At 74.8% G+C, this 13,984-nt stretch carries 13 protein-coding genes and 1 other RNA gene; 6 read left to right on the top strand and 8 right to left on the bottom strand.

Annotation, left to right across the window (positions count from 1 at the left end):
* Positions 1 to 58: 58 nt before the first annotated feature.
* An RNA gene (gene rnpB / locus ACRRSS_RS07365) (RNase P RNA component class A) lies at positions 59 to 457 on the bottom strand.
* Between the two features lie 77 nt (positions 458 to 534).
* On the opposite strand from rnpB, the gene ACRRSS_RS07360 reads away from it, so the two are divergent.
* On the top strand, positions 535 to 1,305 hold the full coding sequence (locus ACRRSS_RS07360; protein WP_435970417.1) for a MerR family transcriptional regulator: 771 nt from the start codon (positions 535 to 537) through the stop codon (positions 1,303 to 1,305).
* Positions 1,302 to 2,261 carry a hypothetical protein gene (locus tag ACRRSS_RS07355; RefSeq protein WP_435970416.1) on the top strand — a complete coding sequence of 320 codons (960 nt, stop codon included), beginning with the start codon at positions 1,302 to 1,304 and terminating at the stop codon, positions 2,259 to 2,261. The genes ACRRSS_RS07360 and ACRRSS_RS07355 overlap by 4 nt, the downstream gene beginning before the upstream one ends.
* 4 nt (positions 2,262 to 2,265) lie before the next feature.
* Here the strand turns inward: ACRRSS_RS07355 and ACRRSS_RS07350 are convergent, their stop codons facing one another.
* Positions 2,266 to 3,717 (bottom strand): RNB domain-containing ribonuclease, encoded by a 1,452-nt coding sequence (locus ACRRSS_RS07350; protein ID WP_435970415.1) that lies wholly within the window; start codon positions 3,715 to 3,717, stop codon positions 2,266 to 2,268.
* 193 nt (positions 3,718 to 3,910) lie between these two features.
* Between ACRRSS_RS07350 and yaaA the strand changes: the two genes are divergently transcribed.
* Together yaaA and eda are read left to right on the top strand one after the other, a co-directional pair.
* Complete coding sequence (yaaA, locus tag ACRRSS_RS07345) at positions 3,911 to 4,678, top strand: peroxide stress protein YaaA (protein WP_435970414.1); 768 nt, start codon at positions 3,911 to 3,913, stop codon at positions 4,676 to 4,678.
* A 64-nt stretch (positions 4,679 to 4,742) separates the two neighbouring features.
* Positions 4,743 to 5,438 carry a bifunctional 4-hydroxy-2-oxoglutarate aldolase/2-dehydro-3-deoxy-phosphogluconate aldolase gene (eda, locus tag ACRRSS_RS07340; protein WP_435970413.1) on the top strand — a complete coding sequence of 232 codons (696 nt, stop codon included), beginning with the start codon at positions 4,743 to 4,745 and terminating at the stop codon, positions 5,436 to 5,438.
* A gap of 44 nt (positions 5,439 to 5,482) precedes the next feature.
* Here eda and ACRRSS_RS07335 read toward each other — a convergent pair whose 3' ends face one another.
* From ACRRSS_RS07335 to ACRRSS_RS07325, 3 genes are read right to left on the bottom strand one after another with little or no spacing between them, the layout of a single operon-like run.
* On the bottom strand, positions 5,483 to 7,099 hold the full coding sequence (locus tag ACRRSS_RS07335) for a bifunctional RNase H/acid phosphatase (protein ID WP_435970412.1): 1,617 nt from the start codon (positions 7,097 to 7,099) through the stop codon (positions 5,483 to 5,485).
* Positions 7,099 to 7,842 (bottom strand): zinc ribbon domain-containing protein, encoded by a 744-nt coding sequence (locus ACRRSS_RS07330; protein ID WP_435975269.1) that lies wholly within the window; start codon positions 7,840 to 7,842, stop codon positions 7,099 to 7,101. Before ACRRSS_RS07330 ends, ACRRSS_RS07335 begins: the two co-directional genes overlap by 1 nt.
* Entirely contained in the window at positions 7,839 to 8,672 is an 834-nt protein-coding gene (locus ACRRSS_RS07325) for a Nif3-like dinuclear metal center hexameric protein (RefSeq protein WP_435970411.1), read from the bottom strand. The genes ACRRSS_RS07330 and ACRRSS_RS07325 overlap by 4 nt, the downstream gene beginning before the upstream one ends.
* Positions 8,673 to 9,186: 514 nt before the next feature.
* Here ACRRSS_RS07325 and ACRRSS_RS07320 point away from each other — a divergent pair.
* Positions 9,187 to 10,353 (top strand): hypothetical protein, encoded by a 1,167-nt coding sequence (locus ACRRSS_RS07320; protein ID WP_435970410.1) that lies wholly within the window; start codon positions 9,187 to 9,189, stop codon positions 10,351 to 10,353.
* Between the two features lie 48 nt (positions 10,354 to 10,401).
* Positions 10,402 to 10,539 carry a hypothetical protein gene (locus ACRRSS_RS07315; protein WP_435970409.1) on the top strand — a complete coding sequence of 46 codons (138 nt, stop codon included), beginning with the start codon at positions 10,402 to 10,404 and terminating at the stop codon, positions 10,537 to 10,539.
* A 199-nt stretch (positions 10,540 to 10,738) separates the two neighbouring features.
* Here the strand turns inward: ACRRSS_RS07315 and ACRRSS_RS07310 are convergent, their stop codons facing one another.
* From ACRRSS_RS07310 to ACRRSS_RS07300, 3 genes are read right to left on the bottom strand one after another with little or no spacing between them, the layout of a single operon-like run.
* Positions 10,739 to 11,713 carry a 3-oxoacyl-ACP reductase gene (locus ACRRSS_RS07310; RefSeq protein WP_435970408.1) on the bottom strand — a complete coding sequence of 325 codons (975 nt, stop codon included), beginning with the start codon at positions 11,711 to 11,713 and terminating at the stop codon, positions 10,739 to 10,741.
* Positions 11,714 to 11,736: 23 nt separating this feature from the next.
* Positions 11,737 to 12,813 carry a Zn-dependent alcohol dehydrogenase gene (locus ACRRSS_RS07305; RefSeq protein ID WP_435970407.1) on the bottom strand — a complete coding sequence of 359 codons (1,077 nt, stop codon included), beginning with the start codon at positions 12,811 to 12,813 and terminating at the stop codon, positions 11,737 to 11,739.
* A gap of 42 nt (positions 12,814 to 12,855) precedes the next feature.
* Positions 12,856 to 13,728, bottom strand: coding sequence for a MaoC/PaaZ C-terminal domain-containing protein (locus tag ACRRSS_RS07300; protein ID WP_435970406.1), 873 nt, complete (start codon positions 13,726 to 13,728; stop codon positions 12,856 to 12,858).
* Between the last annotated feature and the right edge of the window lie 256 nt (positions 13,729 to 13,984).

Raw genomic sequence — 13,984 nt, 5'->3', positions numbered from 1 at the left:
GAGAAGGGCCCCTGACCAGACAGAAACCTGGTCAGGGGCCCTTCCCCACGTGGGCCGACAGACGAGTCGGGCTGTACGCCGGGTTCTGTGCCCCGGGACCTCGCGGTCGTCGGGGCGACGGCCATCCATCTAGGACCGGCGTTGCCGCCGGCCTCCTGCGGTCTACCCGCGGACTCGGGCGAGCAGCCCTCGAACATCCGCGCAGGGACACCGAGGTGTCCCCTCTTGACCTTGCTCCGAGTGGGGTTTACCTAGCCGCCTGAGTCACCTCAGGCGCTGGTGGTCTCTTACACCACCGTTTCACCCTTACCCGGGACCGAAGTCCCCGGCGGTCTGTTTTCTGTGGCACTGTCCCGCGGGTCACCCCGGGTGGCCGTTAGCCACCACCCTGCTCTGTGGAGCCCGGACGTTCCTCGGGGAGATCCGAGGATCTCCACGCGGCCGTCCGCCCGGCTCGTCTGCCGTGCCGACCATGCTACCCGCCGCGCCGTCCGCGCTTGACCTTGCCGCAGCGTCAGGGTTTCTACTGGGCGCATGCGCATCGGCGAGATCGCCGCCCTGGTCGGGGTCACCCCCCGGGCCGTGCGGCACTACCACCAGTCGGGCCTGCTGCCCGAGCCCGCCCGGCGGGCCAACGGGTACCGGGAGTACGGCGTCCGGGACGCCGTCCTGCTCGCCCGGATCCGCCGGCTCACCGAACTGGGCCTCGGGCTCGACGAGGTACGGGACGTGCTCGCCGACGACGAGGGGAGGGGGCTCGTGGAGGTGCTGGAGGAGCTGGCGCGGGACCTGACGCGCCAGGAGGCCGTGATCCGCGAGCGCCGCGAACGCCTCGCCGCCCTCCTCGACGAGGCGCGGGCCGGGCGGCTGCCCGCCGACGGCCCCCTGTCGCCGGAGCTCGCCGCGCTGCTCTCGGGTCTGGGCGAACTGCCCGAGTCCCCGATGGCTGCGAAGGACCGGGAGATCCTGGCGCTGCTCGACGCCGTCCTGCCGGACGAGGAGCGGGCGCGGCTGATGGACCTGATGCGGGGAACGGCGGAGCACGCGCACGAGGTGTACCCGCTGCTCGACGCCCTCGCCGGCGTCGGTCCCGACGACCCGCGGGTCGCGGAGGCGGCCCGGGTGCTGGCCGCCTGTCTGCCGGACGAGCTGGGGGTGGAGATCCCGGCCGCGGTGTCGGGAGGGGCCGGTTCCTCCGACGCCTCCCTCGCCGACGCCCTCTTCGCGGACCTCGCCCCGGCGCAGTCAGCGGCCATCCACCTGGCGATGCGCCTGGTCCGGGAGCGACGGGAGCGGAGCCGGTGACGGATCTTCAGGACAGCGGCACCACGGGCGCGGGCGGGGTCCGTGCGGCTGTCGGCGGCGCTGCGGTCGCCGGGGAGGCGGCCGAGCCGACATCCTCGGCACCGGCCGCGCCCGCGGAGAGCGCCGGGCGCACCCGTCCCCGCTCCCTCCGTCTCCTCCGCCTCCTGGCCTACGCCGTCCTCCCGGCCGAGGTCGTCCTCGCAGTCCTCCTCCTCAGCGGAGTCCGGATGCCCGGCGCCGTGTGGGCCGTCGCCGAGCTACTCGTCGTCGTGCTCCTGCTCGCCGAAGGCCTCTCCTACCTGCGGCTGCGGCGGCGAGGGTTCTCCCGGCGGGAGGCCGTGGCCGAGTTGGTGCCCCTGCCCGCGCTCCGGATCATGGGGCACGAGCTGCGGATCATGACGAGCCTGGTGCGGTGGGTGGCGCGGCGGCCGCACGGGGTCGACGGCGCGGACGGCGTGTTCCCGCACGCGCGCGACCAGGCGGCGCTCATGTACGGCTTCACCTTCGTGTGCGTGGTCGAGTCCGTCGGCATGTCCTACCTGCTCGCCGACTGGCCGCTCGCCCACACGATCGTCCTCGTCCTGGACGTGTACACCGTCCTCTTCGTCCTCGGTCTGCACGCCGCCTCCGCGACCCGACCGCACACCCTCACCGGGGACGTCCTCCGGCTGCGGCAGGCCGCGCACGTCGACGTGCGGGTCCCGCTCGGCCGGATCGCGGCCGTCCGACACGAGCCGCTCTTCTCGCACGAGAAGGCGGAGGGCGAGCTGAACCTCGCCGTCGGCTCCCAGACCTCCGTCACGATCGAGCTGACCGAGCCGGTGGACGCGCCCCGGCTGCTCGGCGCGCCCCGGCCCGTACGCACCTTCCGCGTCCACGCCGACGATCCGCGCGCCCTGTACCGGGCCCTGACGCAGGCCCTCGGGCGGGCGGGCACGGGACCGCCGCGCCCGTAGTCGCTCACGCGGGCGCGAACCGCACCTTCGCCGTCCCCGGGTCCGCCTCCGCCAGTCTGACCCGCAGCCACTCCCCCAGCGGCAGTCGTGTGTCGCCGCCCGCGATCCGGGCGACGACAGCCGGATCGTCCAGGTGAACGGTGCCGACCGACGGCTCGCTTTCCTTCACGTCGATCACGTACGCGTCGAAGATCTCGCCGATCCGTTCGCGCAGCAGCGCCGCCTCGACGATGTCGACGCTCTCGCGCTCCACGGTGTTGGCGCGGCGGGCGCCCGCGGCCATCTCGTCGGGGAGGGCGGGCAGAGCGGCCCGTACCCACTCGGGCGGTTCGTCGCCCGCCACCGCCGCCACGCACAGCTCGCCCGCGTACCGGTCGACGAGCCGGCGCAGCGGCGCGGTGCAGTGGGTGTACTCGTCGGCGACGGCGGCGTGCATCGCGGGCGTGGGGACGAGGCCGTCGGTGAAGACGGTGTACCCGGCGCCGCGCAGCAGGGTGGTGCACTCCTGGAGGAAGGCGGCCTGGCGCGCGTCGGTGGGGTCGGCGGCGCGGACGACGTCGGCGTACGAGACGTGGTGCGGCCAGTCGACGCCGAGGGCCCGCGCGGAGCGGCGCAGACGGGCGACGGCGCCGTCGGGGGCGGTGGGGAGGGTGCGCAGGATGCCGGTGCCGGCGGCGGTCATGAGGTCGGCGGCGGCCATGCCGGTGAGGAGGGAGATCTGGGCGTTCCACCCGTCGGCGGGGAGCGGCGCCCGGTAGGCGAGGGAGTAGGTGTGGTCGTGCTCGACGATCTCCTGCTCGGGGACGTTGAGGGAGATCCCGCCGCGTTCGGCTTCGAGGGCCTCGCGGAGGCGGCCGATCTCACGGAGGAGGGCGAGCGGTTCCTCGGCCGTGCCCGTGTCGATCCGCCTCTGCACGCCCGCGTAGTCGAGTTTGGCGCGGCTGCGGACGAGGGCGCGGCGGACGTCGGTGGCGACGCGGCGCCCTTCGGCGTCGAGGTCGATCCGCCACAGGAGGGCGGGGCGGACCTCGCCGGGGAGGAGGCTGGCGGCGCCCTCGGAGAGGACGGTGGGGTGCAGGGGCACCCTGCCGTCGGGGAAGTAGAGCGTGAGGACGCGCCGGTGGGCCTCGGCGTCGAGGGCGGAGCCGGGGGCGACGAAGGCGGCGACGTCGGCGATGGCGTAGTGGACGCGGTACCCGCCGTCGGCCCGGCGGGCCAGGTGCATGGCCTGGTCGAGGTCGGTGGAGGTGGGCGGGTCGACGGTGAAGAAGGGCAGGTCGGTGGCGTCGTGCGCGGGGAGCCGGGGGGCCTTCGCGGCGGCCTCCGCCTCGGCGAGGACGGCGGGCGGGAAGTCCTCGGGCGACTCGGGGATCCCGAGCTCGGTCCGGAGTGCGCGCAGGGCGGCCCGCAGCGGAGCCTCGGCTGCGCCGGTCACGTGGATGTGGCGGCGGGGCATGGACCGAGCGTATGGGGAGGGGAGGGGGGCGGCACGTTGTGGCATCACGCGTCGCGGGGGCGGCACCCGTCCCCGGACGGCCTCACCCGTGCGGGCACGGTCGCCTCGCCCCGTACGGGCCACCGGGTCCCACCTCGTACGCTGGGCTCCTGGGGCCGCACCCCCATCCCCGTACGGACGAAGGAGAACCACCGTGCTCGTGCTGTTGCCGCCCTCCGAGGGCAAGGCCTCCTCGGGGCGCGGGGCGCCGCTCAAGCCGGAGTCGCTGTCCCTGCCGGGGCTCGCGGAGGCGCGGGCGGCCGTCCTGGACGAGCTGGTCGAGCTGTGCGCCGCCGACGAGGAGAAGGCGCGCGAGGTCCTCGGTCTGAGCGAGGGCCTGCGCGGCGAGATCGCGAAGAACGTGGAGCTGCGGACGGCGGGCGCGCGTCCGGCCGGGGAGATCTACACGGGCGTGCTGTACGACGCGCTCGGTCTGGCGACCCTGGACGCGGCGGCCAGAAGGCGGGCGGGGCGGTCCCTGCTCGTGTTCTCGGGACTGTGGGGCGCTGTGCGGGTGACCGACCGGATTCCGTCGTACCGCTGCTCGATGGGGGTCAAGTTGCCGGGGCTCGGCGCGCTGGGCGCGCACTGGCGGGGTGCGATGGCCTCCGTCCTTCCCGAGGCGGCCGAGGACGGTCTCGTCCTGGACCTGCGCTCGTCGGCGTACGCGTCGGCGTGGAAGCCGAAGGGGGAGGTGGCGGCGCGGACGGCGACGGTGCGGGTGCTGCACGCGCCGACCCGGAAGGTCGTCAGCCACTTCAACAAGGCGACGAAGGGCCGGATCGTCCGGAGCCTCCTGGAGGCGGGCGCGGCCCCGCGGTCGACGGCGGAGCTGGTGGAGGCGCTGCGGGATCTGCGGTACGTGGTGGAGGAGAGCGGGAAGCCGGGAGCGCTCGACGTTCTGGTGGACGAGATCCACTAGGGGTTCGTTGCATTGTCTGCAACGTTCGTTGCGGGTAGCGCTCGTGGTGGGCAGGATGAAGCCCATGACGAGCGTGTTCGACCTTGCCTCCGAAGCCTCCGGAGCCCCCGGGACCTCCCCCGGTCCCCCCGCCGTCCCCGTGGTGCCCGTGGTTCCCGTGGTGGTGATCGAGGACCTCGCCGACGCCGTCCCCCTGGCCCGCGCCCTGGTGGCCGGCGGGCTGCCCCTCGTCGAGGTGACCCTGCGGACCCCGGCGGCGCTCGACTCCGTCCGGGCGATCGCGGACGAGGTGCCGGGCGCGATCGTCGGCGCGGGCACGGTCGTCTCGGCGGCCGGGGTCGCGGACGCGGTACGCGCCGGGGCCCGGTTCCTCGTCAGCCCCGGGTGGACGGAGCGGCTGCTCGGCGCGATGCGCGACTCCGGGGTGCCGTTCCTGCCCGGGGTGTCGACGACCTCTGAGGTCGTGGCGCTGCTCGAACGGGGCGTGGACGCGATGAAGTTCTTCCCGGCCGAGGCGGCGGGCGGAGTCCCGTACCTGAAGTCCCTCGCGGGACCGCTCCCGCAGGCCCGGTTCTGCCCGACCGGCGGCGTCTCCCTCGCCTCCGCCCCCGCCTACCTCGCGCTGCCGAACGTCGGCTGCGTCGGCGGTACGTGGATGCTGCCGCCCGACGCCCTCGCGGCCCGCGACTGGGCGCGGGTGGAACGCCTGGCGCGCGAGGCGGCGGCGCTGGCGGACACCGGGGCCCGGCCGGTCGCGTAGACCCGGCCCGGCCGGCCTCGTGGGCGAGGGCCGGCCGCCCTCGGCTACCGCAGGTGGGAGGTGTCGTTGAGGAGGCGTACGGACGCGTTGCCGTCGGCGTAGTACGCCACGGCCGAGATCGACGCCGCCGACAGCTCCATCCGGAACAGCGACTCCGGCGGGGCGCCGAGCGCGAGCCTGACCAGGGTCTTGATCGGCGTGACGTGGGTGACGAGGAGGACGGTCCGGCCCGCGTAGGCGGCGGCCAGCCGGTCCCGGGTCGCGGCCACCCGACGCGCGACGGTCGCGAAGCTCTCGCCCCCGCCGGTCGGCGCGGCCTTCGGCGAGGTCAGCCAGGCGTCCAGGTCCTCGGGGTGGCGCTCCCGCACCTCGCCGAAGGTCAGCCCCTCCCAGGCGCCGAAGTCCGTCTCGCGCAGCCCCTGCTCGACGCGCACGTCGAGCCCGAGACGGGCGGCGACGGCGGCGGCGGTCTGGCGGCAGCGGGTGAGCGGCGAGCTGACGATCTCCTGGATCGTGCCGCGCGCGGCCAGCGCGACGGCGACGGCCTCGGCCTGCCGCAGTCCGGCCGCCGAGAGCTCGGGGTCGGTCCCCCCGCTCCCGGAGAACCGCTTCTCGGGGGTCAGCGCGGTCTCGCCGTGCCGCAGGAGTACGAAGGTGGCGGGCGCGCTCATGTCGGGCCCGCCGGACCAGCCCTGGCGTGGGGCGGTGGCCGGAGCGAAGGCGCGAGCGGCGCTGTCGGTGGCGGTTGCGGTGGCGGTGGCGGTCACCACGGGCGCGGTCCCGGAGGACGCCACGGATGCGGTCCCGGAGGGCGCCACGCGGACGGACCCGGCGGGCGCGTCGGTGGAACCTCCGGGGGCCCCGACGGACGGGGCAGACGCGTCGGTGGACCCGGGCAGGGCGGCGGCGGACTCCTCGGGCGGCGCACCGACGGAACCTCCGGGTACCCCGACGGACCCCGCGGGCGCCCCGGTGGACCCGGTCGGCGTCGCGGAGACCTCGGCCGGTCCGGCGAGGCCGCCCGGCTCCGGAGCCGGGACCCCGGCCGTAGCCGGCGTTCCCGTTCCGCCCGGCCGCGTCCCGAGCGCCGCGCGGGCTCGTGCCGCGCCCGCGGTCGCGTCGCCGGGCGGGCCCGACGGGGGCGGGGCGGCTGCGTTGCGGGCGGCGGCGGCGTCCAGGCCGGCCGTCGACGCGGACGGCTCCCACTGGCGGCCCCGCTTGCCCGCGTCCATCGCCTCGTTGGCGAGCCGGTCCGCGTGCTTGTTGCGCTCGCGAGGGATCCACTCGTAGCGGACCCGGCCCGCCGGGAACACCCGGCCCGCCTCGGCCGCCAGCGGCTTCATGTCCGGGTGCTTGATCTTCCAGCGGCCGGACATCTGCTCCACGACCAGCTTGGAGTCCATCCGGACGTGCACGGTGGCGTCGGGGAACAGCTCACGCGCCACCTTCAGGCCCGCGACCAGGCCCTTGTACTCGGCGACGTTGTTCGTCGCCACGCCGATGTACTCGGCCGCCTCCGCGAGCGTCTCGCCCGTGACCGGATCCAGGACGACCGCCCCGTAGCCGGCGGGCCCCGGGTTGCCCCGGGAACCCCCGTCGGCCTCGACGATCAGCTCACGCGGGGCCGCGGACGACACGGACGCGGACGACGGCATCGTCATTACAGGCCGGACTCCGACGTGCGGACCAGGATGCGGCGGCAGTTCTCGCAGCGCACGACCGTGTCACGGGCGGCGGCGCGGACGTCGTTCAGCTCGGTGATGTTGAGCTCGATGTGGCAGCCCTCGCACTTGCGCTGGTACAGCCGGGCCGCACCGACGCCGCCCTGCTGCTCGCGCAGCTTCTCGTACAGCTTCAGGAGGTCCGCCGGGACGGAGCCCGCGACGAGCTCGCGCTCCTTCGTCACGGAGGCGGCCTCGGCTTCGAGCTCGCCCTCGGCGGCGTCGCGCCGGGCGATCGCGTCGTCCGTCTTGGCCTGGACGGCCGTGACCCGCTCGGTCAGCTCGGCGAGGCGCTCCTGGACGGACTCACGGCGCTCCATGACCTCCAGGACGATCTCCTCCAGGTCACCCTGGCGCTTGGCGAGGGAGACGATCTCGCGCTGGAGGTTCTCCAGGTCCTTCGGGGAGGAGACGGCGCCGGAGTCGAGGCGCTGCTGGTCGCGCGCGGCCCGCTGGCGGACCTGGTCGACGTCCTGCTCGGCCTTGGTCTGCTCACGGCCGCAGTCGCTCTCCTCGGTCTGCGCGGCGACGAGCAGGTCGCGCAGCTGGGTGAGGTCCTTGGTCAGCGACTCGATCTCGGCGTGCTCGGGCAGCGACCGGAGCTTGTGGGCGAGCTGCTGGAGGCGGACGTCCAGCGACTGGACGTCGAGGAGGCGGATCTGGTCGGCGGGCGCGGCGTTCAGTTGGGGGCTCCAGGAGAGGTGTGGTGGGAGGACCAGGGGTCGGTGACCGTCTTCGAGACGTGGACGCGGAGGTCCCAGCCGTGACGGTCGGAGATCGCGTCGAGCTGGGCGGCGGCCTGCTCGCACCAGGGCCATTCGGTGGCCCAGTGGGCGGCGTCGACGAGGCCGAGCGGGCCCGCGGAGGTGTGCGCGGCCTGGGTGGCCTCGGAGACGGGGTGGTGGCGCAGGTCGGCGGTGAGGAACGCGTCCACGCCCGCGGCCCGTACGGCGTCGAAGAGGCTGTCGCCCGAGCCGCCGCTGACGGCGACGCGGCGGACGGTCATGGTGGGGTCGCCGGCGACCCGGATGCCCTGCGCGGTGGCGGGCAGCCGCTTCGCGGCGCGCGCGGCGAACTCGGCGAGGGTCTCGGGGTGGTCCAGCTCGCAGATCCGGCCGAGGTTGTTCTCGGGCACGAGCGGGCCGGTGACCCGGAGGTCGAGCGCGCCGGCGAGGGCGTCGGAGACGCCGGGGTCGGCGGTGTCGGCGTTGGTGTGCGCGACGTGGAGGGCGATGTCGTGCTTGATGAGGGTGTGCACGACGCGGCCCTTGAAGTGGCCGGCCGCGACCGTCGTCGTCCCGCGGAGGTAGAGCGGGTGGTGGGTGACGATCAGGTCGGCGCCGAGGGCGATCGCCTCGTCGGCGATCTCCCGGACGGGGTCGACGGCGAAGAGCACGCGGGTGACCTCGGCGTCGGGGTCACCGCAGACGGTGCCGACGGCGTCCCACGACTCGGCCCGCTCGGGTGGCCAGAGGGCGTCGAGCGCGGCGATGACTTCAGACAGGCGGGGCACGAGCAAAGGCTACCTGTCCCCGGTGCCCCACGGTCCGGCCCGGTGCCCGACCCGACGCGGGCCCGACCCGGGGCACCGGCGGCGGGGCGCCCGACCCGACGCGGGGGGCGGTGTCGGCGGCGGGTCGCCCTCGCTTCCCGCAGCCGGGGTTCGAACCGCCCCGACTCGTCCTCGCCTCGCTCGACGAGGGCTCCGCCAGGAGACCGCCGGGAGTCGGCCGGGGATCGGCCGAGGAACGGCTGGGAGACCGCCGGGGGCCGGCCGGGGGTCGACTGGCGGGTTGGCCGGGAGCCCGCCGGGGGTCGACTGGCGGGTTGGCCGAGAGTCCGCCGGGCGGAGTGTGGGGCTCCGTTTAGGTTCGGCTTGCCTAACTCGTCTTCGGAAACTCCAGCACAACCGTCCCCCGCCCCTCAGCCGAACCGCCGCAGGGCCACCCTTATGTGTGAAGTGACCCTGCTCGTGTTGTTCGGCTGGAAGTGCGAAAACTAGCTTCGTGGCCGGAGGTGACGAGTCGATGACAGCGTGTGCCATCGAGACCACGGCCGAGGACGACGACCGCGACGGGGAGTGCTCCGGCGGCGGCGCCTGGCCGACGGGGTTCACGATCACGGCGAACGGCGCGTACGCGGCCAGGCTCGCGGGCGCCGGGGACGCCCTGTACGTGGAGCGGTGGACCCTCGACGGGCCGGAGCCGTACGCCGTGCCGCTCCCCCTCGCCCAGCCGGAGGAGCCGGGCACCCAGGTGCTGCCGCTCGCCGACGGCCGGGTCCTGGTCGCCCGCCGCGTGGACGGGCGGCGGAACACGTTCTCGCTGCTCTACCCCACCGGCCCGGCGACCGGGGAGCTCCAGCTCGGCGCGGTGGAGGCGCCCGGCTCCGAGCGCCTGGTGCTGCTCCCGCCCTCGCCGGACGGCATCTGCGCGTACGCGATGTGCGTCGGCCCCGACACGACCACGCTGTGGCTGGTCGCGGGCGGCGCCTTCGGCCCGGAGCAGGTGGCCGAGGTCGAGGGCGGCTGTACGGGCGGGGTGTGGCTCGACCGTACGGGCCGGATGCTCGCGCTCGACCGCCGGCTCGGAGACGGGCCGGTGAAGGCGGTCGCCGTCGACCTGGAGCGGGGCGGGGAGGTGACGCCGCTGCTCCAGATCACCGAGGACAGCAACGACCGGCTGCTCCTCGCGGACCCGGACAGCGGTCTGCTCCTGATCCGTTCCGACGCGCCGGGGCACGACCGGCTCGGCTGGGGCGTGCTCGGGAGTCTGCTGCCGGTGCGGTTCCCGGAGTGCCTGCGGCTCGACGACGCGGCCGTGACGCCGTTCGCCGTGCAGCCGGGGCAGGTGCTGATGCCGGAGACCTGCGCGGTGGCGCTGCGGATCGACGCGGCGGGCGGCAGCTGGGTGGGGACCTGGCGGCCCTCGGCCCGCCGGTTGGGCCAACTGGCCGGTCCCGTGGGGTGGCTGCCCGGGGCGGGCCTGTGGACGGCCGGGGGCGTGCTCCGGCTGCCGTACGCGACGGCCGGGGCGCCGTGCGGGCTGGCGGACGTGGAGCCGCCGGAGCCCGGACCGGAGCCCGGGCCCGGGGTGACGGCGACGGCGACCGTGGCGGTCGTCGAAGAGCCCCGGGTGTGCCGTCCGGTGCCACTTCAGCAGGCACCCCTCACCGACGGGAAACCCGCTGGCTAGAATCTCGGGCTGCACAGCAGGACCGATGTCAACGGGGTGAGTGCGACCATGTCGGAGATCAGCACGGACGGGCAGGAGCCGAACGGCTCCGGCAAGCACCGCGGCGAGGCCTCGCCGACGGAGGACTCCGCGTCCTCCCCGCGCGGCCGTCACCGTCGCGAGCCCGCCGACGCGCACGCCCACTGAGGGCGAGGGGGGTACGCCCGTCGAGGGCGCTGAAGTACGCCCGCCGAGGGCGGTCGGGCCGGTCCGTGGGGTCGGCCCGGTGAGAGGTACGGCGAAGGGCCCCGGGGTGTTCCCGGGGCCCTTCGTCCGCCCCACCCGCCCCACCGGCGGAGCCGCCCCCGGCCGGGGGGCGCCGTCACGGCCCCGTCCGGGCCCGGCCTCACCCCTTCTTGAGGCCGAGCACCTCCGAGGCCGCGAAGGTCTCGCCCGCCGGGCGGGACGCGTAGTGCGGGGTCAGCAGGCCGTCCAGTTCCTCGTACGTGAACGCCTCCTTCGCCGTGTCGAACTTGGCCGACACCCGCGGCCGGTCCACGACCGCCACCATCCCGCCGTGCACGACGAGCAGTTGGCCGTTGACCCCGGCCGCCGCCGGGGAGGCGAGGTAGCCGACGAGGGGTGCCACGTGGTCGGGGGACAGCGGGTCGAGGCCCCCCTCCCCCGGCTCCGGGAAGCCGGCGAAGACGTCCTCGGTCATCCGGGTCCTGGCCCGGGGGCAGATGGCGTTGGCCGTCACCCCGTACCGGGCGAGCGCGAGCGCCGTCGAGGTGGTCAGGCCCACGATGCCGCCCTTGGCCGCCGCGTAGTTGGGCTGGCCGGCCGAACCGGCGAGGAAGGCCTCGGAGGAGGTGTTGACGATCCGGCCGTAGACACCGGTCTCCCCCGCCTTGGCGCGGCCCCGCCAGTGCACCGCGGCGAAGTGGGTGGTGTTGAAGTGGCCCTTGAGGTGGACCCGTACGACCGAGTCCCACTCGTCCTCGGTCATCGAGAACACCATCCGGTCGCGCAGGATGCCCGCGTTGTTGACCAGGATGTCCAGCCTGCCGAACTCGGCCGCCGCCAGGTCGATCAGGCCCCGTGCCGTCTCGAAGTCGGCGACGTCGCCGAGGTGCGCGACCGCCCGGCCGCCCGCCGCGCGGATCTCCGCCACGACCTCCTCGGCGGGCGCGGCGGAGGCCGTGCCCGAGCCGTCGCGGCCGGGCTGCCCGTAGTCGTTGACGACGACGGCGGCGCCGAGCCGGGCCAGTTCCAGGGCCTCGGCGCGGCCGAGCCCCCGCCCGGCTCCGGTGACGATCGCGCTCAGGCCCTCCAGCGGAAGGGCGCTCGTTCCCGGGGTGGTCGTTTCCGGGGTGGTCATGGCGGTCTCCCGTTCCTCTCGGGTCAGATCTCGACGCAGGTGCGGAGGGCGGCGCCGGTGCGCATCTGCTCCAGCGCCTCGTTGACGCCCGCGAGCGGTACGCGGTGGGTGATGAGCGACTCCAGGTCGATACGGCGCGCCCGCCAGAGCGCGATGGCCCTCTCGTACGAGCGGAGCACGTCCCCGCCGCCGTACATGGAGGGCAGGATCCGCTTCTCGTCGAAGAACAGCTCGAACATGCTGAGCTGGAGGTAGTCGTCGAGGGCGCCCGCGCCGACGACGCAGAGGGTGCCGCCGCGGCGGGTCGTCTCGTACGCGGTGCGGGCGGTGGCGGACCTGCCGACGACCTCGAAGACGTAGTCGAAGCCCTCTCCGGCGGTGATCCGCTGCTTGGCGTCGGCGAGCGCGTCGGGGGCGACGGCCTCCGTCGCGCCGAACCGCAGGGCCGCCTCGCGCCGCGACGCGACGGGGTCGACGGCGATGATCTGGGCGGCGCCCTGGAGCCTGGCACCCTGGATCGCGGAGATGCCGACGCCTCCGCAGCCGATGACGGCGACCGACGAACCGGCTTCCACCTTGGCCGTGTTGATGGCCGCGCCGAGGCCGGTGGTGACGCCGCAGCCGATGAGGGCGGCGATGTCGAAGGGCACGTCGTCGGGGATCGGGACGGCGCAGCCGGCGTCGACGACGACCTCCTCGGTGAAGGTGCCGGTGCCGGCGAAGCCGAACACGTCGCCGCCGGGGCGCCTGAAGTTGGGGGTGCCGGCGTTCATGAACCCGGCGAGGCAGAGCTGGGTCTGGCCGCGCCTGCAGGCGGGACAGCTGCCGCAGGCGGGCAGCCAGCAGAGCAGCACCCGCTGGCCCTGGTCGAGTCCGGTGACGCCGTCGCCGACGTCGAGGATCTCGCCCGCGCCCTCGTGGCCGGGGATGAAGGGGGCGGGCTGCGGGAGGACGCCGCTCATCGCGGAGACGTCCGAGTGGCAGAGGCCGGTGGCCCGGACCCGGATCCGCACCTTGCCGGGGCCGAAGCCCACCGCCTCGACGTCGTCGAGGACTTCCAGTTTGTCCTGGCCGATCTCGTGCAGTACGGCTGCGCGCATGGTGCGGCTCCCTCCGGTGCGGATCCGACGGATCCCGTGGGTCTACGAGTGTTCGACGACGGTGTCGGCGAGGACCGGGGCGTTCTCGCGCTCCACGGCCGTCACCGCCACCTGGACGCGGCCGTCCCCGGTCCACATCCGGATGCGCAGGGTCTCGCCCGGGTAGACGACCCCGGCGAAGCGGGTGCGGTACGCGCGGACGCGGGTGACGTCCCCGCCGAGGACCGTGTCCACCACCGCCTTGAGGGTCATCCCGTACGAGCAGAGCCCGTGGAGGATGGGCCGGTCGAATCCGGCGAGCGCGGCGAACTCGGGGTCGGCGTGGAGCGGGTTCCAGTCTCCGGAGAGCCGGTAGATCAGGGCCTGTTCCTCGCGGATCGGGCGTTCGGCGGTGGCGTCGGGTTCCCGGTCGGGGAGGGCGAGCCGCTCGGAGGGCCCCCGGTCGCCGCCCCAGCCGCCCTCCCCGCGGACGAAGATCTGGGCGTCGCTGGTCCAGAGCGGTCCTTCGGCGTCGGAGGCCTCGGAGCGCAGGACGAGGACGGCGGCCTTGCCCTTGTCGTAGACGGCGGCGACGCGGGAGGTGGAGATGGCGCGGCCGCCGGTGGGGACGGGGCGGTGGAGGGTGATCGACTGGCCGCCGTGCAGGACGGCGGTGAGGTCGATGTCGATGCCGGGGGCGGAGAGCCCGCCGACGACCCCCATGCCGGCGCCGGCGACGGTGGCGAAGCTGGGCAGGACGTGGAGCCGGGACTCCAGGGTGTAACGGAGCTCGTCGGAGTCGGTGGCCGGGTTGGGCCTGCCCTGGTACGAGCCGGCGCCGAGGCCGAGGTGGTAGAGCTGGACGTCCTTGTGGTCCCAGGAGATCTCGGCGCTGCGGGGTTCGGCGGCGACGGCCTTGACGGGGTCGATGGGCATCGGGCTGCTGCTCCTCGTGGCGGGGAAGACCTCGGCGCGGCCGTCCGCACCGTCGGCCGCACCGAGGCCGTGCGGGGACCGTCCCGTGACGCGGCCGTTCTAGAACGCGTTCTAGGTCGGTGATCCCCATGTATAGCCGAGGCGGCAGGAGTTGGGAAGCCTTCCGGCGGGCGTTATCTGACGCTGCGTCAGAAGTAATGCCCGGGGATCCGTCGCCGCCGGGTCCGTACGTCCGCGCGTCACGGTCCGGCCGTCG

It is taken from the genome of Streptomyces sp. Qhu_M48 (assembly GCF_051305195.1).
Taxonomy (GTDB): Bacteria; Actinomycetota; Actinomycetes; order Streptomycetales; family Streptomycetaceae; genus Streptomyces.
Note: the sequence above shows the minus strand (reverse complement) of the source record. Positions and strands in the feature narration are given on the sequence as shown.

Coding starts and splice junctions, on each gene's coding strand:
- ACRRSS_RS07350 (WP_435970415.1), bottom strand. CDS start 3,717: ATGCCCCGCCGCCACATCCACGTGACCGGCGCAGCCGAGGCTCCGCTG.
- ACRRSS_RS07305 (WP_435970407.1), bottom strand. CDS start 12,813: ATGCGCGCAGCCGTACTGCACGAGATCGGCCAGGACAAACTGGAAGTC.
- ACRRSS_RS07335 (WP_435970412.1), bottom strand. CDS start 7,099: ATGACGATGCCGTCGTCCGCGTCCGTGTCGTCCGCGGCCCCGCGTGAG.
- ACRRSS_RS07315 (WP_435970409.1), top strand. CDS start 10,402: ATGTCGGAGATCAGCACGGACGGGCAGGAGCCGAACGGCTCCGGCAAG.
- ACRRSS_RS07310 (WP_435970408.1), bottom strand. CDS start 11,713: ATGACCACCCCGGAAACGACCACCCCGGGAACGAGCGCCCTTCCGCTG.
- ACRRSS_RS07300 (WP_435970406.1), bottom strand. CDS start 13,728: ATGCCCATCGACCCCGTCAAGGCCGTCGCCGCCGAACCCCGCAGCGCC.
- ACRRSS_RS07360 (WP_435970417.1), top strand. CDS start 535: ATGCGCATCGGCGAGATCGCCGCCCTGGTCGGGGTCACCCCCCGGGCC.
- eda (WP_435970413.1), top strand. CDS start 4,743: ATGACGAGCGTGTTCGACCTTGCCTCCGAAGCCTCCGGAGCCCCCGGG.
- ACRRSS_RS07320 (WP_435970410.1), top strand. CDS start 9,187: ATGACAGCGTGTGCCATCGAGACCACGGCCGAGGACGACGACCGCGAC.